Origin of the sequence: Sphingomonas phyllosphaerae, from assembly GCF_029623345.1 — a bacterium.
Taxonomy (GTDB): domain Bacteria; phylum Pseudomonadota; class Alphaproteobacteria; order Sphingomonadales; family Sphingomonadaceae; genus Sphingomonas; species Sphingomonas phyllosphaerae_C.
Map to the genome: position 1 here is coordinate 85,264 of NZ_JAPYKH010000006.1, position 24,159 is coordinate 109,422.

20 protein-coding genes are annotated in these 24,159 nt (G+C 70.2%); 16 read left to right on the plus strand and 4 right to left on the minus strand.

The annotated features are described in order from the left end of the window. Window position 1: 1 nt before the first annotated feature. The 7 genes from glmM to QBJ89_RS07960 all read left to right on the plus strand — a co-directional run bounded on the left by glmM (window position 2) and on the right by QBJ89_RS07960 (window position 7,192). On the plus strand, window positions 2-1,339 hold the full coding sequence (gene glmM, locus QBJ89_RS07930) for a phosphoglucosamine mutase (RefSeq protein WP_277979987.1): 1,338 nt from the start codon (window positions 2-4) through the stop codon (window positions 1,337-1,339). 177 nt (window positions 1,340-1,516) lie between these two features. After that, window positions 1,517-1,741: a DUF1272 domain-containing protein gene (locus QBJ89_RS07935; RefSeq protein ID WP_277980113.1), complete on the plus strand. Its 225-nt coding sequence runs from the start codon at window positions 1,517-1,519 to the stop codon at window positions 1,739-1,741. Then, entirely contained in the window at window positions 1,738-2,907 is a 1,170-nt protein-coding gene (gene thiD / locus QBJ89_RS07940) for a bifunctional hydroxymethylpyrimidine kinase/phosphomethylpyrimidine kinase (RefSeq protein WP_277979988.1), read from the plus strand. The genes QBJ89_RS07935 and thiD overlap by 4 nt, the downstream gene beginning before the upstream one ends. Next, window positions 2,907-3,515, plus strand: a complete 609-nt coding sequence (locus QBJ89_RS07945) for a ribonuclease HII (RefSeq protein WP_277979989.1) — start codon at window positions 2,907-2,909, stop codon at window positions 3,513-3,515. Before thiD ends, QBJ89_RS07945 begins: the two co-directional genes overlap by 1 nt. A gap of 180 nt (window positions 3,516-3,695) precedes the next feature. Further along, entirely contained in the window at window positions 3,696-4,826 is a 1,131-nt protein-coding gene (locus tag QBJ89_RS07950; RefSeq protein ID WP_277979990.1) for a site-specific DNA-methyltransferase, read from the plus strand. 241 nt (window positions 4,827-5,067) lie between these two features. After that, window positions 5,068-6,114: a dihydropteroate synthase gene (folP, locus tag QBJ89_RS07955; RefSeq protein ID WP_277979991.1), complete on the plus strand. Its 1,047-nt coding sequence runs from the start codon at window positions 5,068-5,070 to the stop codon at window positions 6,112-6,114. Window positions 6,115-6,307: 193 nt separating this feature from the next. Beyond that, window positions 6,308-7,192: a bestrophin family protein gene (locus QBJ89_RS07960; RefSeq protein ID WP_277979992.1), complete on the plus strand. Its 885-nt coding sequence runs from the start codon at window positions 6,308-6,310 to the stop codon at window positions 7,190-7,192. Between the two features lie 16 nt (window positions 7,193-7,208). Here the strand turns inward: QBJ89_RS07960 and msrB are convergent, their stop codons facing one another. Continuing rightward, window positions 7,209-7,658, minus strand: a complete 450-nt coding sequence (msrB, locus tag QBJ89_RS07965) for a peptide-methionine (R)-S-oxide reductase MsrB (RefSeq protein ID WP_277979993.1) — start codon at window positions 7,656-7,658, stop codon at window positions 7,209-7,211. A gap of 325 nt (window positions 7,659-7,983) precedes the next feature. Between msrB and QBJ89_RS07970 the strand changes: the two genes are divergently transcribed. Next, window positions 7,984-10,407, plus strand: coding sequence for a TonB-dependent receptor domain-containing protein (locus tag QBJ89_RS07970; protein ID WP_277979994.1), 2,424 nt, complete (start codon window positions 7,984-7,986; stop codon window positions 10,405-10,407). Window positions 10,408-10,435: 28 nt separating this feature from the next. Here the strand turns inward: QBJ89_RS07970 and QBJ89_RS07975 are convergent, their stop codons facing one another. Both QBJ89_RS07975 and QBJ89_RS07980 read right to left on the minus strand, forming a co-directional pair. Continuing rightward, window positions 10,436-10,948, minus strand: a complete 513-nt coding sequence (locus QBJ89_RS07975; RefSeq protein WP_277979995.1) for a metallophosphoesterase family protein — start codon at window positions 10,946-10,948, stop codon at window positions 10,436-10,438. After that, window positions 10,945-12,027 (minus strand): SPL family radical SAM protein, encoded by a 1,083-nt coding sequence (locus tag QBJ89_RS07980; RefSeq protein ID WP_277979996.1) that lies wholly within the window; start codon window positions 12,025-12,027, stop codon window positions 10,945-10,947. The genes QBJ89_RS07975 and QBJ89_RS07980 overlap by 4 nt, the downstream gene beginning before the upstream one ends. Before the next feature lie 148 nt (window positions 12,028-12,175). Here QBJ89_RS07980 and QBJ89_RS07985 point away from each other — a divergent pair, with 148 nt between their 5' ends. The 3 genes from QBJ89_RS07985 to QBJ89_RS07995 all read left to right on the plus strand — a co-directional run bounded on the left by QBJ89_RS07985 (window position 12,176) and on the right by QBJ89_RS07995 (window position 16,712). Further along, window positions 12,176-14,248 carry a M13 family metallopeptidase gene (locus tag QBJ89_RS07985; protein WP_277979997.1) on the plus strand — a complete coding sequence of 691 codons (2,073 nt, stop codon included), beginning with the start codon at window positions 12,176-12,178 and terminating at the stop codon, window positions 14,246-14,248. A gap of 220 nt (window positions 14,249-14,468) precedes the next feature. After that, on the plus strand, window positions 14,469-16,025 hold the full coding sequence (locus tag QBJ89_RS07990; protein ID WP_277979998.1) for a cryptochrome/photolyase family protein: 1,557 nt from the start codon (window positions 14,469-14,471) through the stop codon (window positions 16,023-16,025). A 135-nt stretch (window positions 16,026-16,160) separates the two neighbouring features. Continuing rightward, complete coding sequence (locus QBJ89_RS07995; RefSeq protein ID WP_347342823.1) at window positions 16,161-16,712, plus strand: gluconokinase; 552 nt, start codon at window positions 16,161-16,163, stop codon at window positions 16,710-16,712. A 54-nt stretch (window positions 16,713-16,766) separates the two neighbouring features. On the opposite strand, the gene QBJ89_RS08000 is transcribed toward QBJ89_RS07995, so the two are convergent. Further along, window positions 16,767-17,444, minus strand: coding sequence for a FadR/GntR family transcriptional regulator (locus QBJ89_RS08000; protein ID WP_277979999.1), 678 nt, complete (start codon window positions 17,442-17,444; stop codon window positions 16,767-16,769). Between the two features lie 199 nt (window positions 17,445-17,643). Here QBJ89_RS08000 and QBJ89_RS08005 point away from each other — a divergent pair, with 199 nt between their 5' ends. The 5 genes from QBJ89_RS08005 to QBJ89_RS08025 all read left to right on the plus strand — a co-directional run bounded on the left by QBJ89_RS08005 (window position 17,644) and on the right by QBJ89_RS08025 (window position 24,153). Next, window positions 17,644-17,892: a response regulator transcription factor gene (locus QBJ89_RS08005; protein WP_277980000.1), complete on the plus strand. Its 249-nt coding sequence runs from the start codon at window positions 17,644-17,646 to the stop codon at window positions 17,890-17,892. A gap of 59 nt (window positions 17,893-17,951) precedes the next feature. Further along, window positions 17,952-20,963, plus strand: a complete 3,012-nt coding sequence (locus QBJ89_RS08010; protein WP_277980001.1) for a glycosyl hydrolase family 28-related protein — start codon at window positions 17,952-17,954, stop codon at window positions 20,961-20,963. A 79-nt stretch (window positions 20,964-21,042) separates the two neighbouring features. Further along, a complete protein-coding gene (locus tag QBJ89_RS08015; RefSeq protein ID WP_277980002.1) occupies window positions 21,043-22,149 on the plus strand; it encodes a GAF domain-containing protein in 1,107 nt (368 codons plus the stop codon). Beyond that, complete coding sequence (locus QBJ89_RS08020) at window positions 22,139-22,567, plus strand: response regulator (RefSeq protein ID WP_277980003.1); 429 nt, start codon at window positions 22,139-22,141, stop codon at window positions 22,565-22,567. Before QBJ89_RS08015 ends, QBJ89_RS08020 begins: the two co-directional genes overlap by 11 nt. A gap of 83 nt (window positions 22,568-22,650) precedes the next feature. After that, window positions 22,651-24,153, plus strand: a complete 1,503-nt coding sequence (locus QBJ89_RS08025) for a hypothetical protein (protein ID WP_277980004.1) — start codon at window positions 22,651-22,653, stop codon at window positions 24,151-24,153. The last annotated feature ends 6 nt before the right edge of the window (window positions 24,154-24,159 follow it).

Here is a 24,159-nt window from a genome sequence, read left to right on the forward strand (position 1 = left end):
GATGGCAAGGAAATATTTCGGCACCGACGGCATCCGCGGGCTCACCAACACCGGTGCGATGACCGCAGAGATGGCGATGAAGGTGGGGATGGCCGCCGGCCGCCACTTCCTGCGCGGCGCGCACCGCCACCGCGTGGTGATCGGCAAGGACACGCGGCTGTCGGGCTATATGCTCGAGAGCGCGCTTCAGGCGGGCTTCACCAGCGTCGGCATGGACGTCACGCTGGTCGGCCCGATGCCGACGCCGGCGGTGGCGATGCTGACCAAGTCGATGCGCGCCGACATGGGCGTGATGATCTCGGCCAGCCACAATCCCTTCGCCGACAATGGCATCAAGTTGTTCGGGCCGGACGGATACAAGCTCTCTGACGAGGACGAGGAGGCGATCGAGGCGGCGATTGACGGTGACGTCGCGCTTGCCTCTGCTCATGAGATCGGCCGCGCCAAGCGGATCGACGACGCGCGCGGGCGCTACATCCACTTCGCCAAATCGACCTTCCCGAACGACCTCCGACTCGACGGGCTCAAGGTGGTGGTCGATTGCGCCAATGGCGCGGCCTATCAGGTCGCGCCCGAGGCGTTGTGGGAGCTCGGCGCCGACCTCGTCCAGATCGGGGTCAGCCCCAACGGGCTCAACATCAACGACCGGATCGGTTCGACCCATCCGGAGGCGCTGTCGGCGGCGGTGGTGGAGCATGGCGCGGCGATCGGCATCGCGCTCGACGGCGACGCCGACCGGCTGATCGTGGTCGACGAGCGCGGCCGCGTGATCGACGGCGACCAGCTGATGGCGACGATCGCGGCGGGCTGGGCACGCGCCGGCCGGCTCGCCGGGGGCGGGCTGGTCGCGACGGTGATGTCCAACCTCGGCCTGGAGCGGCATCTGTCGGCGCAGGGGTTGGGGCTGATCCGCACCAAGGTGGGCGACCGCTACGTGCTCGAGGCGATGCGGCGGCGCGGCTACAATGTCGGCGGCGAGCAGTCGGGGCACATCATCCTGTCCGACTATGCCACGACCGGCGACGGGCTGGTGGCCGCGCTCCAGGTGCTGGCCGAATTGTGCCGCGCGGGCGCGCCGGCGAGCGAGGTGCTGCACCGCTTCGAGCCGCTGCCCCAGCTCCTCAAGAACGTGCGCTTCGCCGGCGGCAAGCCGCTCGAGCAGGAAGGAGTGAAGGCGGTGATCGCCGAGGCCGAGGCCGAGCTGGCGGGCACCGGCCGATTGGTCATTCGTCCGTCCGGCACCGAGCCGGTGATCCGCGTGATGGCCGAGGGCGACGACCCGCAGCAGGTCGAGCGCGTGGTCGACCGCATCTGCGACGCGGTGCGCGCCGCGGCGTGAGGGGGGGCATGTGCTTGTCAGCACGCGTCCATCCATTTCTTTCCACCCCGGCGTACGCCGGGGTGGAAGAAGGGAGGCGTCGCGCTCGACCGGCGGCGGCGCCGACAAGTAGGCGTCGTGCACCATTCCACCCTGATCCCGCGTGACCTCGCGCGTGCGCGGCGCTATGGCGCGCGCATGCTGGAGATGCGTCCCGATTGCGAGCGCTGCGGCGTCGATCTGCCCGCCGACGCGGGCGGCGCCTTCATTTGCTCGCTCGAATGTACCTATTGCGCCGACTGCGCCGACGACCTCGATGAGCGCTGCCCGGGCTGTGGCGGCGAGCTGCTCGACCGCCCCGCGCGGGTCGGTGCGACGCTGAAGAAACACCCCGCCGCGACCGAGCGGCGCCACCGCGGATGACGCCGCGCGTGCTGATCGTCGCCGGCTCGGACTCGGGCGGCGGCGCCGGGATCCAGGCCGACATCAAGACCGTCACGATGCTGGGCGGCCATGCCATGACCGCGATCACCGCGATCACTGCGCAGAACACGCTCGGCGTCCAGGCGGTCGCGGCGCTGTCGCCCGAGCTGGTGCGGCAGCAGATGGCGAGCGTGGTCGCGGATCTCGGCGTCGACTCGGTCAAGATCGGGATGCTCGGCGGCGCCGACATCGCCGCCGCGGTCGCCGACGAGCTGGCGGACGGGCGCTACGGCAGCGCGATCGTGCTCGACCCGGTGATGGTGGCGAGCAGCGGCGCGGTGCTGGCCGATGCCGCCACGATCGCGGCGTTCGAGCGGCTGGCGCGGCTGAGCGCGCTGGTCACCCCGAACCTGCCCGAGCTGGCGGCGCTGTGCGGGCGCGGCTCGCTCGCGCCGGACGACGTGGCGACGGCGGCGCGCGACTATGCCGCCGCCATCGGCACGCCGCTGCTGGTCAAGGGCGGCCATGCCGAGGGCGCGCTGGTGGTCGACCGGCTGATCGGTCCGGGGGGCGAGATCCTGCGCTGGGAGGCGCCGCGGATCGACACGCGCCACACCCACGGCACCGGCTGCACGCTGGCGAGCGCCATCGCCGAAGGGCTCGCCCGCGGTCTCGCGCTGCCGCAGGCGATCGAGCGCGCACGGGTCTTCGTCCGGGTTGCGCTGCGTGAGGCGCCGGGGCTGGGCGGGGGGCATGGGCCGATGGGGCACGCGCGCGTCCGGCTCGACGTTGCCGCGGCGGCGCCGACGCTCAACCAGGTGACGTTGCCGATGACCGACCATGCCGCGACGCTCGCTTTCTACCGCGGGCTGGGGCTGACGCCGATCGTCGCCAGCGGCGAGCGCTATGCGCGCTTCGAGAGCGCCGGGGGTACGACGCTGTCGATCGAGGCGGCGCAGGAGATCGGCGGCGCGCCGCTGGTCTTCCTCGAAGTCGCCGACGTCGACGCGGCGGTGGTGCAGGCGCGCGCCGCCGGGGTCGCGGTCGAAGAAGCGCGCGACCGGCCGTGGGGCTGGCGCGAGGCGCGGCTGCGCGATCCCTCGGGCAACGCGCTGTGTCTGTACCAGGCCGGCGAAAACCGCCGCTTCCCGCCGTGGCGGCTCTGATGCCGGGGCTGCTCCACGAGAGGCGCTGCCTGCCGCCGGTCGCCGGCGTCGACGAGGCCGGGCGCGGACCGCTCGCCGGGCCGGTCGTCGCCGCAGCGGTGGTGCTGCCCGCCAGGGGCGTGCCGCGCGGCATCGACGATTCGAAGAAGCTGCCCGCAAGCGAGCGCGCGCGGCTCTGCGCGCGGCTGCGCGACTGCGCGATCGTCGGCGTCGGCATCGTCGAGCCCGCCGAGATCGATACGCTCAACATCTACTGGGCGACGATGAAGGCGATGACGCTCGCGGTCGACGAGCTGGCACGCGCGCTGGGCGACGTGCCCGGCCATGTGCTGGTCGACGGCAACCGGCTGCCGCGCTGGGGTTATGCCGCCACTGCAATCGTCGGGGGCGACGCGCAGAGCCGCTCGATCGCCGCCGCCTCGATCGTCGCTAAGCACACGCGCGACCAGATCATGATCGCGGCCGCCGAATCACACCCGCACTACGGCTGGCACTCGAACAAGGGCTACGGTTGCCCCGCACACCTGCGCGCGCTGCGCGAGCACGGCCCGTCGCCGCTCCATCGCCGCAGCTTCGCTCCGGTGGCGCAGGCGGTTCTGCCGTTCTGAGTCTTTTCCGTCACACCACCATATATCGAGTCAACGCCGCCCCGGACGGCTCAACATATGGACGTGGACTCATCTTGTTCCGCTTGCGACTCGGCTTTGGTCCGCGAGTCGCGTGGTAAAAGCCGGCTTGACGGAGAGGCGTTTCGGCGGCCTCTTGCGCGGGCAAAGGGGAGCTGATCGATGGGGGTGATGGACAAGGTCGCGCGATCGCGACGCGCGGCGGAGCCGGCGGACTCACCGCTCCCGCTCGACCAGATCGTGATGGGCGACTGCATCGCCGCGATGCGCGCCCTGCCGGCGAAGTCGGTCGACATGGTCTTCGCCGATCCGCCCTACAACCTCCAGCTCGGCGGCGAGCTGTTCCGGCCCGACGGCAGCCACGTCGACGCAGTGACCGACGACTGGGACAAGTTCGACACCTTCGCCGCCTATGACGCCTTCACGCGCGCCTGGCTGGCGGAGGCGCACCGGATCCTCAAGGACGACGGCACGATCTGGGTGATCGGCAGCTACCACAACATCTTCCGGGTGGGCGCCGCAGTGCAGGACCTGGGCTATTGGATCCTCAACGACATCGTGTGGCGCAAGGCCAACCCGATGCCCAATTTCCGCGGCACGCGCTTCACCAACGCGCACGAGACGCTGATCTGGGCGTCGAAGGGCGAGAAGGCCAAATACACCTTCAACTATCGCAGCATGAAGACGCTCAACGACGAGCTGCAGATGCGCTCCGACTGGGAGTTCCCGATCTGCGGCGGGCAGGAGCGGCTCAAGAAGGGCGGGGTGAAGGTCCATCCGACGCAGAAACCCGAGGCGCTGATCTATCGCATCCTGCTCGCCTGCACCAAGCCGGGCGACATCGTGCTCGATCCGTTCTTCGGCACCGGCACCACCGGCGCGGTGGCGAAGCGGCTGGGGCGCCGCTGGATCGGGATCGAGCGCGAACTGGCCTATATCGACGCCGCGGCCGAGCGGATCGCCGCCGCGCTGCCGCTCGACGAATCGGCGCTGGCGACGATGCAGAGCCCGCGCGGCGCACCCAAGGTGGCGTTCGGCGTGCTGGTCGAGAACGGCTATCTCACCCCCGGCACCATGCTGGTCGACGCCAAGCGGCGGCACAGCGCGACGGTGCGCGCCGACGGCTCGCTGGCGAGCGCGTGCGGCGCCAGCGGCTCGATCCACAAGGTAGGCGCCACGGTACAGCAGGCGCCCGCGTGCAACGGCTGGACCTTCTGGCACCGCGAGGTGGACGGCGCGCTCGAGCCGATCGACCGCGTGCGCCAGACCTATCTGCTGGCGACGCAACCGTAAGTCGTTCGAGATCCGACACGGCATCGGCAATCCTCCCCGGCAAGGGGAGGTGGCAGGCCGGAGACCTGACGGAGGAATGCTGCGGCGGGTGAGTCCACGTAACCTCGACAGCGACGCCACCCCGTCGTCGCGCTGCGCGCGCCACCTTCCCTTTCAGGAGAGGATCAGCGGGATAGCCGCGCTTGGGCGTTGCTCCGAAGCGCGCTAGCAGGCCGCACTCGCTCAGCAGAAGGTCCGTTCGATGCGCCTCCGCCCCGTCCACTTCGTCGACGCACCCTTCGCTTACCCGGAGGGGACCGTGGCGCGGCTCGCCGGCGGGCTGCAATGGTTCGCCGCCTATGAGATCAGCGGCCAGGGTCCACGCCGCGTCGTCCCCGTCGGCGAGGTGGCGGCGCTCGGCGAGCGCGCCGCGCTGCTCCACGCGCGCTTCACCTCGCCGCGCGCGCCGCTGGCGCTGGGCGAACGCGTGCTGCGGCTGGACCAGCCGCAGGTCGCTGCGATCCTCAACGTCACCCCCGACAGTTTCTCCGACGGCGGCGCGCACCGGGACGACCCCGCCGCCGCGGCCGCGGCGGGCATGGCGATGGCGGGGGCGGGCGCCGCGCTGATCGACGTCGGCGGCGAGTCGACCCGCCCCGGCGCCGCGCTCGTCTGGGAGGAGGACGAGGCGCGCCGCGTTACGCCGGTGGTCGAGCGGCTTGCCCGCGCGGGCGCTTTGGTCTCGGTCGATACGCGCAAGGCGCCGGTCATGGAGGCGGCGCTCGCCGCCGGCGCGGGGATCGTCAACGACGTCTCGGCGCTGCTGTGGGACGAGCGCGCGCTCGACGTGGTGGTGCGCAGCGGCGCGCCCGTGATCCTGATGCACTCGCCCGATCCGAAGGCCGGCGGGCACGGCCGGGTGAGCTACGACGACGTGGTCGGTGAGGTGTTCGAGTGGCTCGAGGCGCGGGTTGGGTCGGTGGTGGCCGCTGGGGTCGATCGTGCCCGCGTGATCGTCGACCCCGGCATCGGCTTCGGCAAGTCGCTCGCGGACAATCTCGCGCTATTGAACGGCCTGGCGATGTTCCACGGCCTCGGCTGCGCGGTGATGCTCGGCGCGAGCCGCAAGCGGCTCATCGGCGCGCTCAGCAACGAGGCGCCGGTGGAACAGCGGCTCGGCGGCTCGGTCGCGCTCGCGCTCAAGGGCGCCGAGGCGGGCGTGCAGCTGCTGCGCGTCCACGACGTCGCAGAGACGGTGCAGGCGCTGCGTGTCTGGCGCGGCCTGCGCGATCGCGCTTTGGTGGGGTGAGGGGCGTGCTCCTGCGAGCGCAGGAGCCCAGAGCCAGCACCGTTTTCGCTCGCGACCCTGAGCTCCGGCGTTTGCCGGAGCACGATGCGGGTCGACCGCACGCGGCGCACGGGCAGCTCTGCCCGCCCTGGCGTGCTCTGTAACAATTGGTTTCGTACGTGCAACGGCCGCTCCCAATGCGCGTTAGCGCGGCATGATCGTCACTGCCGTTCCCCGCCTCACTCAGATCGTGCGCGAAGTCTGGAAGCCGCTGACGCTGCTGTTCATCTGGGACGTGATCGTGACGGTCACCTATTATGTCCTGCCGTTCAAGGCACCCGAGCTGCCGCTGACGCTGTTCGGCTCCGCGCTGGCGCTCTTCCTCGGCTTCCGCAGCAACTCGGCCTATCAGCGCTGGTGGGAGGGGCGATCACTGTGGGGGCTGATGATCAACGCCAGCCGCAATCTCGCTCGTCAGGCGCGCAACTACCTGCCCGACCCAGAGGCGCGCGACATGAAGCGGACGATTGTGCTGCGCCAGATCGCCTATGTGAACGCGTTGCGCTGTCAATTGCGCAAGCAAAAAGCCGATGACGAGGTGCTGCGCTTCCTCTCCAAAGGCGAGGCCGACTTTGCACTGTCGCGCACCAATATCGCCAACGGCATCGTCGACGGCACCGGCCGCCGCGTCAATCTGTCGCGCGAGAACGGCTGGATCGACACGATCCAGCAGGCCTCGATCGAGGGCGTGCTGATCGACATCGCCAACGCGCAGGGCGGGATGGAGCGGCTCAAGAACACGCCGCTACCCAATCAATATCGCTTCTTCCCGATGGTGTTCACCCATCTGTTCTGCATCCTGCTGCCGATCGGGCTGGTCGAGACGCTGGGCTTCGCCACGCCATTGGGCTCGACCGTGGCGGGGCTGATGTTCCTGGCGGTGCTGGCGATCGGCGACGATCTGGTCGATCCCTTCGCCAACACCGTCCACGACCTGCCGCTGTCGGCGATGTGCCGAACGATCGAGATCGACCTGCTTCAGTCGATCGGCGAGGAAGCGCCCGAGCCGATGACGCCCGACAACGGCGTATTATGGTAAGCACGCCGGGCGAGCGTCAGCGTACGTCCTCGACCTGGGGCAGATAGGCGCCATAGCCTTCCGCTTCCATGTCGTCGCGGTGGACAAAGCGGAGCGAGGCCGAGTTGATGCAATAGCGCAAACCGCCCCGATCGCGCGGGCCGTCGTCGAAGACATGGCCGAGGTGGCTGTCGCCGTTCGCCGACCGCACCTCGGTCCGGGTCATGAAGTGCGAACGGTCGACCAGCTCGGCGACGTTGGCGGGCTCGAGCGGCTTGGTGAAGCTGGGCCAGCCGCAGCCCGACTCATATTTGTCCGCACTGGCGAACAGCGGCTCACCCGAGACCACGTCGACGTAGATGCCCGGCTCCTTGTTGTAGAGCAGTTCGCCGGTGCCGGGCCGCTCCGTGCCGCTCTGCTGGGTGACGCGATACTGCTCGGGCGTGAGCCGCGCGATCGCCTCGTCGGTCTTGCGATAGTCCGTCATGCAACCTCCGTTGACACGTAGATAAGGTGCGTCCCCGCAGGTTGCGAGGTGGCGTGAGGCGACGAGCGTCTGACCCGTCGTGGTGAGAGTGTGGCGCCGGAGCGGCCATCGTACAGCGCGGCAGACGTCGCGAAACCAAGCGAAATAGCGTGAGGAAATTCGACGGACGGCGCATCAGGAGCCGTCGTGCCGCTGCTTCGCCATCGCCGTAATGCGTCACCTGCATGATTGAGATGTGTCTACGGCCATCTCTATCCGCCCCGCCCGACGGCTAGCGTCGTCCTTGGGGGGTAAAACATTGATCTCGATATTCCTGGCGGCAGCGATGTCGTCGACCGCACCCGTCGCGCCCGGAGCCGATGCCAGCGAACCGCTGAGCGCGTCGGCGCCGGACACGGTCACCACCGGCGTGGCCAAGGGGCGCGACCGGCTCGACAGCGCCACCTCGACCAGCAGCCTCAGGGCCGCCGACATCGAGAAGCTGGCGCCGCGCTCGATCGCCGACCTGCTGCGCGACATCCCCGGCGTCCGCTCCGAGTCTGCCACCGGCGAGGGTTTGGTGAGCCTCAGCGTGCGCGGCCTGCCGCTGGCCTCGTCGGGGATCAAGTTCGTCCAGCTCCAGGAGGACGGACTGCCCGTGCTCGAGTTCGGCGACATGCAGGGGCTCGGCGCCGACGGGCTGGTGCGCGCCGACCTCAATCTCGCGCAGGTGGAAGTGATCCGCGGCGGCTCGGCCTCGACCTTCGCGTCCAACTCGCCCGGCGGGCTGATCAACTTCATCTCCAAGACCGGGGAGAGCGAGGGCGGCGCGGTCGCGCTGACCGCCGGGCTCGATTACGGCCAGTATCGCATCGACGCCGACCAGGGCGGCCAGCTCGGCGACACGTGGCGCTACCATATCGGGGGCTATTACCGCCGCGGCGAGGGGCCGCGCACGGCCGGCTATGACGCGCAGCGCGGCGGGCAGGTGAAGCTCAACCTCACCAAGACGTTCGATGGCGGCTTTGTGCGGCTGTACGGCAAGTATCTCGACGATCGCACGCCCTTTTACGACGTCGTGCCGATGCGCGCGACCGGGTCCGAGCGGCACCCGGCGCCGCGCCCAGTAGCGGCCTTCGACATCGGCTCAGGGGTGCTGCTATCGCGCTCGATCCGCGACGTTCTCGTGCTTGACGGTGCCAATCAGCCAATGCGGCACGACATCGGCGACGGGCAGCGCACGCGCTCGCTGAGCGGCGGGATCGAGGCGCAGATCGACGTGGCAGACTGGACAGTGAGCGAGCGGTTCCGCATCAGCAGCGTCTCGGGCGCGCTGGTGAGTCCCTTCGCGACCATGTTCCTGCCGGCCGCGCGCGCTGCAAGCCTCGCCGGCCTCGGCGGGCAGCTGTCCTATGCCAACGGTGCGCTCGCTGGGCAGGTGATCGCCGATCCGGCCAGCCTGAACGGCAACGGACTCGTCGGCCTGCTCAGCATTCTCGACCTGCGCATCCGCGATTATGGCAATGTCACCAGCGACACGCGTGCCAGCCGGGTGTGGAACGTCGGCGAGGGCGAACTGACGCTCACCGGCGGCTTCTACGCGGCGCGCCAAGCGATCGATCGCGACACCTTGTGGAGCACGATGCTCTCCGACGTGCGTGGAGACGGCAAATCGGCGCTGGTCGACCTCAGCACCGTCACCGGCGCGCGGCTGACCGACAAGGGCGTGCTCGCCTATCAGTTCATGTTGCTGCCCGGGAAGCGGCGGCGCAGCCTGGACCTCGATTACGCGGTCAACGCGCCCTTCGCCTCGGCCAATTACCACGTCGGCGCGGTCGCGCTCGGTGCGAGTCTGCGCTACGACACAGGCCGCGCCAGCGGTCGCCTGTATGGGTCGGATCTCGGCGGCGACCGCGTTGGCACCGTGACGCGCGACATCGACGGTGACGGCCGCCTCTCCGCGCCCGAGACCAAGGTCGGCATCACCCCGCTCGGTGCGCCAGCGCCGCTCGACTATCGCTACCATTATCTGTCCTACTCGACCGGGATCAACTGGCGCGTCGCCGAGCCCTTCGCGCTGTTCGCGCGCTACAGCCGCGGCGCACGCGCCAACGCGGATCGCCTGCTGTTCAGCTCGATCGTCGACACCACGACCGGTGCGCTGGCGCTGCCGCGTGCCGCCTACGACCCGGTGCGGCAGGCCGAACTGGGCGCCAAGTTCCGGCAGGACGGGCTGTCCTTCAACGTCACCGGCTTCTGGGCACAGGCGCAGGACAGCAACGTCGATCAGGTCACGACCGACCCGATCGAGCGTGACTATCAGGCGCACGGCATCGAGATCGAGGGCGGCGTGCGGCACGGCATCTTCGCGCTCAACGGCGGCGCGACGTTGACCCACGCGGCCATCACGCGCGACGCGGTCAACCCGCGCGTCGAGGGCAACGTTCCGCGCCACCAGGCCAAGCTGACCTTCCAGGCGACGCCGCAGCTCGTCACCAAGCGGTTCAGCCTGGGCGCGGTGTTCATCGGCACCACGGGCAGTTACGCGCAGGACAACAACCTGCTGCGCATGCCGGGCTATGTCACCACCAACGCGTTCGTGCAGGTCCGCGCGGCGGAGCGGCTATCGCTCGGGCTGAACGCGAGCAACCTGTTCGACGTCGCGGCGATCAGTGGGTTCGACGACGCGGCGATCCCGTCGAGCGGAATCCTGCGCGCGCGCGTGCTCAACGGGCGGACGGTGTCGGCGACGGCGCGGCTCGACTTCTGAGCCGACGGCGGGGGCGGCGTCACCCGCGTCACCCCCGCTCGACCGCGCGGCGCGGCGCGGCGGCGAGCAGCTGATCCAGCGCGACGGGCGCGAAACCGTGCACGTCGACGCCCACGTCATGCTGCCGCTTCATCGGTGCGAGCCGACCGTGGCTGTGGCCGTGCAGGTTGATCGCGCCGCGGTGCTGCCCGTTCCAGCTACGAAACGGATAGTGGCCGAGGACCAGCTTGCGTCCGTCGAGCTCGAGTTCGGCATAGTCGCCGACGCTCGCCCAACCCGGTGCGGCGAGCGTCTCTGCTGGATCATTGTTGCCGCGCAGCAGGTGCTTGGTCCCGTTCAGCCGGGCCAGCAGCGGCGCCACCGCGTCGGCGCGGCGCGCGACATCGCCGAGGTGCCACACGATGTCCTCGCGCCCGACCGTCGCGTTCCAGCGCTCGACCAGCAGCGCGTCCATCGCCGCCACGTCGGCGAAGGGGCGTCTCCAGATGTTGATCGTGCGGTGATCGCCGAAGTGCGTGTCGGCGGTGAACCAGATCGTCATGTCCAGTAGAGCAGCCGCGCCGCGGGCAGCGCCTTCGCCAGCCGCGCCTCGAAGAAGCTGCGCAAGGCGCGCATCGTCGCGGCGTCGTACACCTGCTTCTCGCCGCCGAACTTGGTCCGCTTGGTGGTGCGATCCCGGCCCGTCATGTCGAGGGAGGAGCCGGGATACCAGCTCGTCAGCACCGCTTGCGAGGTGGCGGTGTAGCGGTGCGTGATCAGCTCGACGGTGAGGTCGAGGTCGGGCGCGCCCGCCAGCGCGGCGGCGGCATCTTCGATCAGCGCGTCATAGGCGCTCTCCCAGCCCGGCGCCGCGATGATCGGCGCGATCGTCAGCCCCACAGGATAGCCGGCGTCCGCCATCCGCCGCAGCGCGCGCAGCCGCGCCGCGACCGGCGCCGTGCCGCCCTCGAAGCGCGCGAAGGCGGGCGGGTTGATCGAGGCGCGCATCCGCGTGCGACCATTGTGGTCGAGCGCGAGCAGCGGTGCGACATCGGCGAACTTGGTGGTGAAGCGCAGTTGCGCCTCGGCCTGCCACCGTCCGAACCAGGCGATCGCGGCGGAGAGCGATCCGGTCAGCGGCTCCAGCGCGAGCGGGTCGGTGTAGCAGGACGCCTCGAAGGTGGTGCCCTCCCCGGCGCGGGCGCGCTGGCGCGAGGTGACGGTGCCGCGTCCGAGATGATCGGGCAGCACCGCCAAGATCTCCTCGAGATTGGCGTAGACGCGCGTGACCGGCGGCCCCTGCAGCGAGCCGGCGAGATAGCAATAGCTGCAATGCGCCGGGCAGCCCTCGGCGAGGTCGACGCGCCAGTCGGCGCTGGGCGCGATCGGCTGGAGCCGCCGCTTCGACGGCGGCGCGACCGTGACCGCCAGCGTCGCCTTCGCCGCGGCATAGGCGCGGCGCGGATCGTCCGGCAGGTCGAGCGTGAGCCGGTCGCCGGGCAGCTCGATCACGTCGATGCCCGCGGCGCCCGCGCGCGCGGCGATCGCGCGGCCGTGGGCGAAGCCGCGCGCGGCGCGCGTGATCAGCAGCCGACGCGGGCGCCAGACGACGGGGCGGGGAAGGTCGGTCGCGAGCGCCACCAAGGCCGAACGAGCCGAGGCGGGCAGGGTTCAGCGTCAGATCGAAGAAGTCGTGGCGGCTGAACCCCGGGCGGCGGCGTGTGATTGCGCCCGTCGTCGCGGTGCCTTAATCGAGTGGCACAGTGACTCGATGAGGACGCCTGCCCCGATGACTTCGAAGATCCTGCTGGGACTCTCGCTCGTAAGCTCCCTCGCCGTGACGCCGGTGGCGGCCCAGACCCGACCGGCCACCGCGCCCGCGCCGACCAACACGGCCGCGGCGACCGGCCCGCGCTACGGCGCATTCGGCGTCGACCTGACGGCGCGCGACTCCGCGGTAAAGCCCGGCGACGATTTCTGGACCTACGCCAACGGCCAGTGGGACAAGACGACGCCGATCGCGGCCGACCGCCAGTCCGCCGGCCCCGCGGTGGTGCTGAGCGACGAGGCCGAGCTCCAGGTCCGCCGCATCCTCGAGGAGGCGACCAGCGACCCCGCCGCGATCGGCCCGGCGGCGCCGCAGATCGGCGCGCTCTACGCCAGCTTCATGGACCAGGCCGCGATCGAGCGCGCCGGCACCGCGCCGCTCAAGCCCTACTTTGCCACGATCGACGCGGCGCGCGACCGCGGCCAGCTCCAGCGCCTGTTCGCCACGGTCGGCTATGCCTCGCCGGTCGAGATCAGCCAGCTGCCAGACCCGTCCGATCCGACGCGCTACGTCGCCAATTGGGGGCAGGGCTCGCTCGGCATGGGCGGGCGCGACTATTACCTGCTGCCCGGCGCCAAGTACGACGCCTATCGCGCCGCCTACCGCCGCTATGTCGAGCAGGTGCTGACGCTCGCCGGGATCGGCGACGCGGCGGCGCGCGCCGACCGGATCATCGCGCTGGAGACCGCGATGGCCAAGGTGCAATGGTCGCCGGTCGAGCAGCGCGACCTCGCCAAGATGCTCAAGCCGATGACGGTGGCGCAGCGCCGCGCGCTCGCGCCCGAGTTCGACTTCGCCGCGATGGAGACGACCGCGGGCTACGGCAACCAGCCGGTGCTGATCGTCAGCGACGACACCGCGCTGACCGCGCTCGGCAAGATCTTCGCCGCGACGCCGGTGAGCACCTGGCAGGACTGGATCAAGTTCCGCTTCGCCTCGAGCCAGGCGGCGGTGCTGCCCAAGGCATTCGACGACGCGAGCTTCGCCTTCTACGGCAAGACGCTGAGCGACCAGCCCGAGCAGCGCGCGCGGTGGAAGCGCGGCGTGGCGCTGGTCAACGGCGCGATGGGCGAGGCGGTCGGCAAAGTCTATGTCGCGCGCTTCTACCCGCCCGAGAGCGAGGCCAAGATGGCCGAGCTGATCAAGAACCTGCGCGGCGCCTATCGCGAGCGGATCGACGGCAACAACTGGATGGACGCCGCGACCAAGCAGGCCGCGCTGGCCAAGCTGGCCGCGTTCGAGCCGCGCACCGGCCACCCTGTGACGTACATCGATTATGGCGCGCTCAAGGTCGTGCGCGGCGATCCGCTCGGCAACAACCTGCGCGCCGCCGAGTTCGACCATCAACTCGAGCTCAGCCGCTTCCCCAAGCCGGTCGATCGCAGCCTGTGGGGCATGACCCCGCAGACCGTGAACGCTTATTACGATCCGCTCGCGAACCAGATCACCTTCCCCGCCGCGATCCTGCAGCCCCCCTTCTTCGATCCCAAGGCTGACGTGGCGGTGAACTACGGCGCGATCGGGGCGGTGATCGGGCACGAGATGGGCCACGGCTTCGACGACCAAGGCAGCCAGTTCTCCGCCTCGGGCAAGTTCGAAAATTGGTGGACGCCCGCCACCCGCGAGGCCTTCACCAAGCGCACCGGCCTGCTGGTCGGCCAGTACGACCAATATGAGCCGATCCCGGGCGTGAAGGTGAAGGGCGCGCTGACCTTGGGCGAGAATATCGGCGACCTCGGCGGGATCGAGGCAGCCTATTCGGCCTACCAGCGCTACCAGGCCGAGCACGGCAAGGCGCCGGTGATCGACGGGCTGACCGGCGACCAGCGCTTCTTCCTCGCCTATGCCCAGGCGTGGCGGAGCAAGATCCGCGAGGGCGCGCTGCGCGCGCGGCTGCTGACCGACCCGCACTCGCCGGCCTTCTACCGCGTCAACGGCATCGTGCGGAACGTCGACGCCTGGTACGACGCCTTCGGGGTCAAGCCGGGCGACAAGCTGTACCTCGCGCCGAAGGATCGGGTGAAGATCTGGTGAAGGTGGCGGCCTAGGCGCGCCGGATCGGCGCCTCCCCGTCATCCCCGCGCAGCCGGGGATCCATGGACGCTGACGCGGCGGCTCTATCATGAGCGTCAGCGTGTCTGGATCCCCGCGTGCGCGGGAATGACGGTGAGGAGCGAGAATGACGAAGGGGAAGACGCGGACACCGCCCTCCTAACCCACGTTGCTTTCGCGCCGCCCGCGCGTTGGCGCTGGCATGACTCTGCTGATCCCGCTGCTGGGCGACCAGCTCACCCCCACGCTCGCCAGCCTGCGCGACGTCGACCGCGGTAGCGCGGTCGTGCTGATGATGGAGGTGTGGGACGAGGCCACCTATGTGCGCCATCATCAGAAGAAGATCGCGCTGATCTTCGCGGCGATGCGCCACTTCGCCGCGGCGCTGCGCGACGACGGGTGGACGGTCGACTATGTCGCGCTCGATGCGCGCGGCAACACGCAGAGCTTCGCCGGCGAGGTCGAGCGCGCCGCCAAACGCCACCGCGCCAGCGCGATCCGCACCGTCGCGGGCGGCGAGTATCGCGTCCGCCAGGCGCAGGACGGCTGGGCGGAGCGCACCGGCCTGCCGGTCGACATCCTCGAGGACGACCGCTTCGTCTGCCCGCTACCGGACTTCTTCGCCTGGGCGCAGCGCTCGCGCGAGAAACGGATGGAATTCTTCTACCGCGAGATGCGCCGCCGCACCGGGCTGCTGATGACCGCCGACGGCAAACCCGAGGGTGGCCAGTGGAACTTCGACCACGACAATCGCGCCGGCCCCACCGCCGGGCGCAACTATCCCGCGCCGCTGCGCTTCGCCCCCGATGCGACGACGCGCGACGTCCTCGCCCTGGTCGCGAAGCGCTTCGGCGCGCATTTCGGCGCGCTCGAGTCGTTCGCGCTGCCGGTCACCCGAGCGCAGGCGTTGCAGGCGCTCGACCAGTTCGTCGACGAGGCGCTGCCCGACTTCGGCCGCTACCAGGACGCCATGGTGGCGGGGCAGGATTATCTGTTCCACTCCAGCCTGTCGCTGTGCCTCAACCTCGGGCTGCTCGAACCCGTGGAAGTGTGCGAGGCGGCGGTGCGCGCCTATCAGCGCGGACGCGCGCCGATCAACTCGGTCGAGGGCTTCGTCCGCCAGATCATCGGCTGGCGCGAATATATGCGCGGCATGTACTGGTGGGACATGCCCGCGTTCGCCGAGCGCAACGCGCTGCAGGCGACGCGGCCGCTGCCCGACTTCTACTGGACCGGCGAGACCGACATGCGCTGCCTCGCCGAGGCGGTCGATCAGACCCGGCGGGAGGCCTATGCGCACCATATTCAGCGATTGATGGTCCTCGGCAATTTCGCGCTGCTCGCCGGAGTGGCACCGGCGGCGATCTCGGACTGGTTCCTGGTGGTCTATTTCGACGCTTATGAGTGGGTCGAGCTGCCCAACGTCGTCGGGATGAGCCAGTTCGCCGACGGCGGGGTGATCGCGTCGAAGCCCTATGTCGCGAGCGGCGCCTATATCGACCGCATGTCCGATTACTGCGGGCGATGCCGCTACGACGTCAAGAAGAAGACGGGTGAGGGGGCATGCCCGTTCAACGCGCTCTACTGGGACTTTGTCGCGCGTCACGAGGAACGCTTCTCGCGCAACCCGCGAATGCGCAACGTTTACGCCACGTGGCGGCGGTTCGACGACGCGCGCCGGGCGGAATATCGCGACAGCGCGCGGGCGTTTTTGGAGACGCTGGAACCGGCAGGCCCGGGTTGGGCGCGGGTGGAGTAAGGGTAAGCGCATCATTGACAGCCCATGTCGCGGCGCGCGGGTACGCCGACCAAGGTCGCGCTGGCCAAGAAGTCGCGGACGCGGGATAGGGTAAGCAAGGCGGCCCGCCGGGCCGTGCCGGAGACTGGGTGAGCATTGCACGCGATCGGGCAAGCGGACGGGAACGAGGGCGCGGGGGCGCTCGCGATCGTGGTGATGGGGGCGAGCGGCACCGGCAAGACGACGCTCGCTACCGCGCTGGCGCGCGCGTTCGCCTGCCCGATGCTGGAGGGCGACACTTACCACTCCGCCGCCAATGTCGCGAAGATGCGCGAGGGGCGCCCCCTGACCGACGACGATCGCTGGCCGTGGCTTGACCGGCTCGGCGCGGCGCTCGGCGACGCCGCGCGCGAGGAAAAGCGTGCGGTCGCGGCCTGTTCGGCGCTGCGGCGGGTCTATCGCGAGCGGCTGGGCGCGGCCTCGGGGCTGCGTCTCGCCTTCGTCCTGCTCGCGCTCGACCGCGACACGATCGCGCGCCGGATGGCGACCCGCTCGGGCCATTACATGCCGGTTGCGTTACTCGACAGCCAGCTCGCCACGCTCGAGCCTCCTTCCGCCGACGAGCGCGCGCTGACGCTGGACTCAACCCGTCCGCCCGACGAGCTGGTCGCGGCGGTGCGCGCGTGGTTGGGAGTGGTGCCAGGGTGAGGCGCTGAGACAAGGTGCCGATCCTCCCCGCAAACGGATAGGATCGTAGGTCGGTCATGGCATCAGCCGTCGTCTTCCCTGCGACAGATGCCAGCGCATCGCCAGCGCGGCGCCCTCGGCGTCCTGCGCGCGGATCGCGTCGACGATCGCGTCATGCTCCTCCATCATCGCGCCGATCACCGCGGGCGGGCGGGAGCGCGAGATGTCGACGCCCGCGCGCAGCACGCGCATGACGCCGTCGAGCAGCTGATCGAACACCAGCGGGAAGGATGCGTTGGCGGTCGCCTCGACGATCGCTCGGTGCAGCCGCCAGTCCTCGTCGTGCGCCGGCGCGTTGGAGAGCAATGCCGCACGCAGCGCCGCCAGGGCGCGCTCGATCGCCTCCATCTGCGCGGGCGAGCGGCGCTGCGCCGCCAGCCGCGCCGCCTCGGCCTCGAGCACGAAGCGCACCTCATAGGTACCCATCGCCGAGGCCATCGTGTCCATCGGCATGTGCGTGTCCAGCCGCGCCGAGGGGCGGCGCTTGACGTAGGAGCCCGCGCCGCGGCGTGCCTCGGTGATCCCGTCCGACGCCAGCCGCGCCAGCGCCTCGCGCACGATCGCACGCGACATGCCGAAGTTCTCGGCCAGACGCGCCTCGGAAGGCAGCCGGTCGCCGACGGCCAGTGCCTCGTCGTTGATGATCCGTACGATCGCGGCATAGGCGCGATCGGTCAGCCGTCCCTCGCTCACGATCCTCTCCTCGCTCCTGACATAACCGAGCGCAACGAGCGTGGCGAGGATGATGCCTGTCAGACAGGTTTGCGGCCACTCGAGCCAATTGACTTGCTAGGCCGGCGAAAACGAGCTCATATCGAACAAAGCTGTCTAACCGATTGCGGGGGGACGAGCCGATAAGCATGCGCGGCGACGTCCGCGAAGGAGGAGCAGGATGACGACGGGCGCTACCCCCGACGGACCGACCGGCGGCGTTGCCACGCTGGCGCATCTCACCCCGACGCAGGTGAAGGTGCTGCGCGGCGTGCGCTCGGGGAGACTCAACAAGGAGATCGCTTTCGAGCTCGGCATCGCCGAAGCGACGGTGAAGGCGCACATGACCGCGCTGATGCGCAAGCTGAACGTGCGCAATCGCACGCAGGTGGCGGTGGTAGCCGAGGCACTGGCCGCCCACGCCGGCTAGCGCACCGCGAGAAGGCTAGGTAAGTAGCTGTAAAGTAACAAGAAGCTGGGAGGCACGCGATGCGGGCGAAGAGGTGGCTGGGCGCCGCGGCAGTAGCGCTGGCGGCGGGAACGGCGGCGCCCGCGGCGGCGCGCTCGACCTCGGTCTATCTCACCCAGCCTGACGATCCGCGCGCGATCACGGTACGCGGCGTCGGCGACGGGCGCGCCGACGACAGCGCGGCGATCCAGCAGGCGATCGACCAGGCCGCGGCGAGCGGGAGCGGCGGCATCGTTTTCCTGCCGGCGGGTCGCTACCGCATCACGCGCACGATCCTGGTGCGCCCCGCGGTCCGGATCTTCGGCGTCGGCAAGACCCGGCCAGAGATCGTGCTGGGCGATGCCACCCCCGGTTTTGGCAGCGGCGTCGCGGCGATGGTCGCCTTCACCGGCGAGGACCAGTATCGCGTCGGCAAGGTCGCGGTGCCGCCGCCCACCACGGTGCCGTTTGATCCCACCGTCTATGACGCGACGTCGAGCACCTTCTACTCGGCCATCGCCAACGTCGATTTCCGCATCGGTGCGGGCAACGAGGGCGCGGTGGCGGTGCGCTTCCGCGTCGCGCAGCACGGCTATGTCCGCCACGCCGACTTCCATCTCGGCTCGGCGCTGGCGGGTGTTTACCAGGCCGGCAACGAATTCGAGGACCTGCGCTTCTACGGCGGGCGCTACGGCATCCTGAGCGAGAAGACCTCGCCGGCGTGGCAGTTCACGCTGATCGACTCCGCGTTCGAGGGCCAGCGCGACGCCGCGATCCGCGAGCACGAAGTCGATCTCACGCTGGTCAACGTCGCCTTCCGCGACACCCCGATCGGCATCGACATCGATCGCGGCTGGTCCGACTCGCTGTGGGGCAAGGACGTGCGCTTCGAGCGGGTCAGCCAGGCGGCGGTGGTGATCTCGGAGGAGACCAGCGTCTTCACCCAGATCGGCTTCGACCATGCGGTGGCGAGCGACACGCCGGTGTTCGCGCGCTTCCGTGACAGCGGGCGCACGATCGCGGGCAAGGGGAAGCACTACCAAGTCGCCGACTTCTCGCACGGCCTCGCGCTTGCCGGTCTCGGCGAGATCGGCAAGACCGCGACGACCTTCGATATCGTTCCGGCGACCAGCGCGCCGCGCGCGCCGGCGCCGGCGATCGCGGCGCTGCCGCCGGTCAGCCAGTGGGTCAACGTGCGCACGCTCGGCGTCAAGGGTGACGACGCCACCGACGACACCGCGGCGCTGCAGCGCGCGATCGACACGCATCGCGTGCTCTACCTGCCGATGGGGCGCTACCGCGTCACCGATACGCTCAAGCTTCGTCCCGACAGCGTGCTGATCGCGCTGCACCCGAGCCTGACGCATCTCTATCTGCCCGACAACGCGCCCAATTACGCAGGTGTCGGCGGCGCGCGTGCGCTGCTGGAGAGCGCGAAGGGCGGCAGGGCGATCGTCCACGGCATCGGGCTGTGGACCGGCAGCGTCAACCCGCGCGCGACCGCTCTGCTGTGGCGCGCCGGCGCCGCCTCGATGGTCAATGACGTCAAGATCCAGGGCGGCGGCGGGACGGTGCTGACCAAGGGCAGCGCGATCAAGCCGAACGACCCGCAGGCGCGTCAGGACGGCCAGCATCCGAGCATCTGGGTCACCGACGGGGGCGGCGGCACCTTCGCCGCGATCTGGTCGCCCAACACCCTGGCGTCGGCGGGCTTCTACGTCTCCGACACGACGACCCCGGGGCACGTCTACGAGCTCTCCGCCGAGCATCATTATCGCGCCGAGATCGTGCTCGATCATGTCGAGAATTGGGAGTTTCTCGCGCCGCAGACCGAGCAGGAGGTGCGCGACGGCGTCAACGCGGTCTCGACCGAGATTCACCGCTCGCGCAACATCCTCTTCGCCAATTATCACGGCTATCGCGTGACGCGGACGATCAAGCCGATGGACGCGGCGGTGAAGCTGTATCAGTCGGGCGACGTCCGCTTCCGCAACGTCCACGTCAATGCGGAGAGCGGCTTCGCCAGCTGCGACGCCAAGGGCTGCGGCACCTATCTGCGCGCGAGCAAATTCCCCTTCGAGAACGCCATCAAGGACATGACGCGCCAGCAGGAGGTGCGCGAGCGCGAGTTCGCGCGGCTCGACGTGCCCGCCGTCGCGGCCAGCGCGGCGACCGCCTCCGCGGTGCCGGTGTCACCGGGGATCGAGAAGCTGGCCGACGGCTTCTACTCGATCGCGGGTGGCGCGGTGGACAAGGCCGGCAAGCTCTACTTCATCGATCGCTTCTTCCACCGCATCCACGGCTGGTCGCGCGAGGAAGGTCTGTCGACCGTGGCGCAGGCTCCGCTCGATCCCGTCAACCTGGCGGTCGCGCGATCGGGCGACCTGCTCGTCCAGTCCTCGGCGGGGCGCGACGGCACGGTCTACAGCATCGATCCCGCCAAGCCCGAGGACGTGCGCGTCATCGCGCCGACCGCGGCGCGTGCGCATCCCGGCGCCGCCTTGCTGCTGCCGGTCAACGTCTGGGCCAACGGTGAGTTCGCCGACCGGATCGACCCGAAAACCTACGAGTTCCCGCCGATCGCCGCCTTCTTCACCAGCAAGATGGGCGAGGCCAAGCCGCAGGAATATGTCTCGCCCGACGGCTCGCTGGTGCTCCCTGCCTTTCGCGTCTGGAACCAGGGGCCGGACGATCACAGTGGCTGGCGCTGGTCCGACACGCTCGACTCCTATGGGCTCGTTGGGGCGGCGCCGGGCAGCCGGGTAATGCTGACCAACGCCTCGGAGAACCGCACCTACAGCGGCCTCGTCGGCGCGGGCGGGCAAGTGACCGACCTCAAGGTGGTGGCCGAGCGCGGCGGCGAGAGCGTCGCGCGCGACGACGCCGGCAACCTCTACGTCGCCAACGGCCAGGTCTTCGTCTACGCGCCCGACGGCAGCGAGACCAAGCGGATCGACGTACCCGAGCGGCCACTTCAGCTGCTGATCGGCGGCGCCGGGCGTCGTACCTTGTACATCCTGACCCATCACGCGCTCTACGCTTCGCCGATGTAGGTCAGTGGCCTGCGCGGAATTCACTTAAGCAAGTGGATTGGCCCTGTAAATTTTCACACGTGGGGGGTAACCAGCCGCCATGTCGGAGGTCGAGCGCGAGCGCCCACCCACGTATCCCGTCGACGACGCCGCGGCGACGCTGGACCTGTCGCGCCGCTACCTCGCGCTCGCCGCGGAGGCGGCCGACCGGCTGCTCGCCGCGACCGATCCGGCGCGGATGGTGGACGAGCTGTTCGCGCTGGTCCGCGCCGAGCTGCGGCTCGACGTCTTCTTCAACTACCGCCACGACGGCGGCCTGCTGCGGCTCGAGGCCTATGCCGGGCTGACGGAGCAGCAGGCGCATGACGGCGCCGAGCTGCGGCTGGGCGAAGCGGTGTGCGGCTGTGCCGCGCTGGAGCGTCGCCGCATCCACGCCAAGGGGGTGCAGCGCTCCGACTCGCCGCAGCTGGCGTTCGTCCGCTCGATCGGGCTCGACTGTTATGCCTGCACGCCGCTGCTCGACGGCGAGCGGCTGCTTGGCACGCTCGGTTTCGGGCGCCGCGACAGCCCGTGTTTCACCGCCGAAGAGCTGCAGCTGCTCCACACGCTGTGCCACTATGTCGCGCTGGCGAAGCTGCGGCTGCGCCACGAGGAAGAGCTGCGCTGCAACATCGCCGAGCGCGATCGACTGCTCGCCGAGCTCAACCACCGCGTCCGCAACAATCTGCAGATGGCGGTCGGGGTGGTGCGCAACGAGCTGCGCGGCGTCGAGCCGGTGCCGCCGGCGCTGACCACCGTCGCTGAGCGGCTCGAGCTGATCGCGCTGGCGCACCGCCCGCTCTACCAGGCCGACGGCGCCTCGCTCGCGGTCGATGCGGTCGAGATCCTGCACGGCGCGGTCGAGCTCACCACCGGCGGTGACGGGCGGGTCGAGGCGGCGGAGCGGGTGATGATCCCGATCGAGCAGGCCGTCGCCTTTTCGCTTCTGGTCCACGCCCTGTTAGATCGCCGCGATGGTGCCGGCGCTCGCGTCGCGGTCGCGCGCGGTGCCGCCACGCTGGAGGCGCGGATCACCGTCGCCGCGGAGCCGGCGGCCGCGCCGCCGCTCGACCGGCTCGCCAGCTCATTGCTGCGCCAGCTCAACGCCAGCCTCTACGAGGAAGCCGGCGCGATCCACTTGAGGTTCCCACTCGCTCATGCAGGCTGACACCGATACCCGCTCGCTCCGTCTGCTCGTGGTCGAGGACGAGGCGATCATCGCGATGCTCGTCGAGGACGCGCTGACCATGGCGGGCCACCTCGTCGTCGGCGTGGCGGAGAGCGCGAGCGAGGCGCTGGCGATCGCCGCGCGCGAGACGATCGATCTCGCTTTATGCGACGTGCGGCTGGCGGAGAATGACAGCGGCCTCACCGTAGCGCGCGAGCTGTCGGCGCGCGGGGTGCCGTGTTTGTACGTCAGCGGCAACTGCCCGAGCGCGGCGGATCACCCGCTGATCATCGGTTGCGTCGGCAAGCCCTTCGCCACCGCCGCGCTGAGCCGCGCGGTCGAGGCGGCCTATCGGATCGCCACGGGCGCGCGCGACGTCGAGGTACCGAAGAGCATGCAGGTCTTCGCGCGCGAGTGAACCGTCCCGTTCCAGGCACCGATCACCGCTGGACCCTGCTACCCCCGAAGAGCTAAGCGGTTAGCGGGCAATCAGGGGGACATATGCAGGGTCGGGGCGTTCTCGCCGGCCTCATCGCGCTGCTCGCGCTGTTGCTGCTGTTGCCGGCGGCGGTGAACCGTGGCGTGCTGCAATTCCCCGACACGACCACCTATATCCGTGGCGTCGACGCCGCCGTGGTCGCGGCGACGGGGCACAGCTCGGCCTGGTCGGACGATGCCAAGCGCGCGCTCGCGGCCAGCGCGGCGCCGGCGCCGGCAGCGGCGCCGTCATCCGGGAGCGACGAGCGGACGGTGCCGGCGACGACGCCGGCGGGTAATTTCCCGGTCGTGCTGTCAGGCCGCTCGGTCTATTATGGCGCGTTGCTCTACGCTGCCGACTGGCTCGGCAGCTTCTGGTGGGTGGTGATCGTCCAGGCGCTGGTGACCGCCACCGCGGCGCTGCTCGCCGCGCGCCGCGTCGCCGGCCGGCTCGAGTCGCCAGAGCGCCTGTGGCCGGTGCTCGCCGTGGCGCTCGTGACCAGCGTCGGGCTCCAGGTGGCGCTGCTGATGCCCGACATCTTCGCGCCGCTCGCCATCCTGGCGAGTGCGCAGATCGCGCTCTACTGGCGCGCGATGAAGCGCGGCGAGCGCGCCTTCTGGTCGCTGCTGCTCGCCGCCGCGGCGCTGTTCCACAGCGGCAACCTGCTCGTGATCGGCCTGCTGGTCGGCGTGCTGCTGCTGTGGCGGCTGGGAACGCGCACCGCCCTGTGCCTCGCCCCGATCGCGCTGGCGCTGCTGGTCGGCGCCGGTGGCGAGGCCGCCTTCGGCGGGGCGGTGCGCAAGATGACCGGCTATCCGCCGGTGCGACCGCCGTTCGTGGCGGCGCGGCTGATCGCCGACGGGCCGGGGCGCGACTATCTCGAGCGCGCCTGCGTCAACGGGTCGACGCTGACGCTCTGCCAATATCGCGACTCCATTCCCGCGGACAGCGACTCCTTCCTGTGGGCGAGCGGCCGTGGCAGCTTCATGGGCATGCCAGCCGAGGATCGGCGCCGCGTTGCCGCCGAGGAGCGCGGCTTCGTGCTCGCGGTGCTGGCCGACCAGCCCATGGCGGTAATCGGTGCCTCGCTGCGCAACATCGGCGGGCAGCTGCTGCGCTGGCAGGTGGACGATATCGCTGACGCGCGGCTCGGCGGGATCAACCGCGACAAGCTGCCCCCGGCGGTGCGCGCCACGTTCGACTCCACCCGCGCCGCCGCGGGCGAGTTCCCGAGCGGTTATTACAATCTGCTGGCGGCGCCCGTGACCCTGCTCGCGCTCGCCGCCCTGCTCGCGCTCGGCGCGGCACGGCGTGATACGATGCCGGCGGCCACGCGCGGCTATGTCGCGATCGTGCTCGCGGGCATCCTGCTCAACGCCGCGGTGTGCGGCGCCTTCTCCAAGCCGCACGACCGCTATCAGAGCCGCGTCATCTGGCTGTTGCCGCTACTCGCCGCCTCCGTGCTCGCGGGATCGCGCCGCCGCGTCCCCGCGTCCGCGCCCGCGGCGAGCGGGACGGCGGTGTAGGGCGCC

Excerpts from the sequence above, each read along its gene's own strand:
- QBJ89_RS07935 (WP_277980113.1), top strand. The coding sequence starts at position 1,517 with ATGCTGGAGATGCGTCCCGATTGCGAGCGCTGCGGCGTCGATCTGCCC.
- QBJ89_RS08005 (WP_277980000.1), top strand. The coding sequence starts at position 17,644 with ATGACGACGGGCGCTACCCCCGACGGACCGACCGGCGGCGTTGCCACG.
- thiD (WP_277979988.1), top strand. The coding sequence starts at position 1,738 with ATGACGCCGCGCGTGCTGATCGTCGCCGGCTCGGACTCGGGCGGCGGC.
- QBJ89_RS08010 (WP_277980001.1), top strand. The coding sequence starts at position 17,952 with ATGCGGGCGAAGAGGTGGCTGGGCGCCGCGGCAGTAGCGCTGGCGGCG.
- QBJ89_RS08025 (WP_277980004.1), top strand. The coding sequence starts at position 22,651 with ATGCAGGGTCGGGGCGTTCTCGCCGGCCTCATCGCGCTGCTCGCGCTG.
- QBJ89_RS08020 (WP_277980003.1), top strand. The coding sequence starts at position 22,139 with ATGCAGGCTGACACCGATACCCGCTCGCTCCGTCTGCTCGTGGTCGAG.
- glmM (WP_277979987.1), top strand. The coding sequence starts at position 2 with ATGGCAAGGAAATATTTCGGCACCGACGGCATCCGCGGGCTCACCAAC.
- QBJ89_RS07990 (WP_277979998.1), top strand. The coding sequence starts at position 14,469 with ATGACTCTGCTGATCCCGCTGCTGGGCGACCAGCTCACCCCCACGCTC.
- QBJ89_RS08015 (WP_277980002.1), top strand. The coding sequence starts at position 21,043 with ATGTCGGAGGTCGAGCGCGAGCGCCCACCCACGTATCCCGTCGACGAC.
- msrB (WP_277979993.1), bottom strand. The coding sequence starts at position 7,658 with ATGACGGACTATCGCAAGACCGACGAGGCGATCGCGCGGCTCACGCCC.
- QBJ89_RS07950 (WP_277979990.1), top strand. The coding sequence starts at position 3,696 with ATGGGGGTGATGGACAAGGTCGCGCGATCGCGACGCGCGGCGGAGCCG.
- QBJ89_RS07975 (WP_277979995.1), bottom strand. The coding sequence starts at position 10,948 with ATGACGATCTGGTTCACCGCCGACACGCACTTCGGCGATCACCGCACG.
- QBJ89_RS07960 (WP_277979992.1), top strand. The coding sequence starts at position 6,308 with ATGATCGTCACTGCCGTTCCCCGCCTCACTCAGATCGTGCGCGAAGTC.
- QBJ89_RS07985 (WP_277979997.1), top strand. The coding sequence starts at position 12,176 with ATGACTTCGAAGATCCTGCTGGGACTCTCGCTCGTAAGCTCCCTCGCC.
- folP (WP_277979991.1), top strand. The coding sequence starts at position 5,068 with ATGCGCCTCCGCCCCGTCCACTTCGTCGACGCACCCTTCGCTTACCCG.
- QBJ89_RS07970 (WP_277979994.1), top strand. The coding sequence starts at position 7,984 with ATGTCGTCGACCGCACCCGTCGCGCCCGGAGCCGATGCCAGCGAACCG.
- QBJ89_RS07945 (WP_277979989.1), top strand. The coding sequence starts at position 2,907 with ATGCCGGGGCTGCTCCACGAGAGGCGCTGCCTGCCGCCGGTCGCCGGC.